This window comes from Neobacillus paridis, from assembly GCF_016765675.1.
GTDB classification, from domain to species: domain Bacteria; phylum Bacillota; class Bacilli; order Bacillales; family Cytobacillaceae; genus Neobacillus; species Neobacillus paridis.
Map to the genome: position 1 here is coordinate 1 of NZ_JAESWB010000098.1, position 1926 is coordinate 1926.

General features: G+C 39.1%; 1 protein-coding gene. It reads left to right on the plus strand.

Annotation, left to right across the window (positions count from 1 at the left end):
- Positions 1–142: 142 nt before the first annotated feature.
- The coding region (locus JK635_RS06215; RefSeq protein ID WP_202653111.1) for an IS1182 family transposase at positions 143–1926 on the plus strand (1784 nt) is incomplete at its 3' end.

The following is a 1926-nucleotide window of genomic DNA, read 5'->3' on the forward strand; positions in this document are numbered from 1 at the left end:
AAGGGGCTGTCCAAAAAGTCATTGAAAAATGACTTTTGAGGACAGTCCTCATTATTTTTTTTCTAAAAAATTGCACAAAAAAATCGTCATTTCTTGTAAAATTGTAAGTAACCAAACCAACAATTTAGAAAGGACGATTTTTATGAGCAATCAAATGATTACTACTGAAAATTATAACACCCAAATGACATTTCTTCCAGAGACAGAGGAAAAAAAGACTCCCAAAAGACAATTAGCCCCTACTTTCAAACCTTATGACAACCGTCAAATTCAAGTTATTTATGATATTGAAGCACTGATACCAGAAAATCATCCCGCACGTGTGGTGGATGAAATGGTCGAAGCTGTCCCAGATGAACAATTATTTTCTCATTATAAAGGTGGCGGAAGAAGCTCTTTTCATCCTAAAATGATGCTTAAAATTATTCTGTTTGCCTATTCACAAAAGACTTACTCCTGTCGGGGAATCGAAAAGCTAATAACCGAGAACATTCCCGCCATGTGGTTAGCGGCAATGCAAAAACCGGATTTCCGTACAATCAATGAATTCCGGGGCGAGCGGATGAAAGTCTTAATGGATGAGTTATTCGAAGCGATGATTTTAAAATTGATGGAAGAAAAATACATAACCATGGAAAACTACTTTTTGGATGGCACTAAGATTGAAGCAGATGCCAATAAGTATTCTTTCGTCTGGAAAAAATCAACTGCCAAATTTGAAGCCCAACTAAAAGAAAAAATCAAAGAAACCTTACAACACATACATGAATTAACACAAATAGAAGCTGGAATGGAAGAAAAGAAATCTGAACAAAATACAGAAATCAACGAACAGGACCTTGAGGCAGTCGCGAAAGAAATAGAAGAAAAAGTAGAAGCACTTACAGAAGAAATTGAAAAGGAAACAGATACACAGATACGTAAGGAGAAGCGCCAAGAACGCAGTAAATGGAAGAAACCTCTCAAGCTGATTCGAGAAAACTTCTTACCTCGACTGGCTAAATACAAGGAACAGAACGAAATTTTTGGTGACCGTAACAGTTATTCCAAAACGGACAAAGATGCGACCTTTATGCGCATGAAGGAAGATCATATGAAAAACGGCCAGCTTAAACCGGGGTATAACGTGCAAGTGGCCACGGAAAACCAGTTTATCTTGTTTTATACCATTCATCAACGGCCTACAGACACGCGCTGTTTTATCCCACATTTGGAGAAACTGGCATCTACTTCTTTACCAATGCCCAAAACAGTCATAGCTGATGCAGGTTATGGAAGTGAGGAAAATTATGTCTATGCGATTGGAGACGAGAAAGAACCACGATTTGATTTTCTCATTCCTTATGGTTCCTATGTGCAAGAAAAGACGCGTAAATACAAAAATGACATCAAAAACGCGAAGAACTGGACTTATCTTGAGCAAGATGATTGCTTTATTTGCCCAAATGGAAGGAAAGTGACGTTTAAAAAATACCAAAACAAAAAGAATCAATCCGGTTATGAGCAAAGCTTCAAAATATACGAATGTGAAGACTGTACAGGTTGCCCGTTGAAAGCAAAATGCACAAAGGCAAAGGGAAATCGGCAGGTTCACTGGAATACCGTCTTCGAAGAAATGAAAGCGAAGGCAAAAACAGCCCTTGAATGTGAAGAAAAAGCCGCTATCTACGCTCGACGCAAAATCGAGGTAGAAAGTGTGTTCGGTCACATCAAGGGCAATCGGTCGTTCCGCAGATTTTCATTGCGGGGGCTCGACAAGGTGCATATCGAGTTTGGGATTGTGGCATTAGCCCACAATATACTGAAAGTAGCAGGCATCCGCCAGCTACTTTCAGATAAAAGTCGAAAAAATACAAAAGCAAGTGGAGAAAAACGTGTCGTTTTTCTCCACTTGCTTTATTTTAGGGACTTATCGGACAGCCCCTT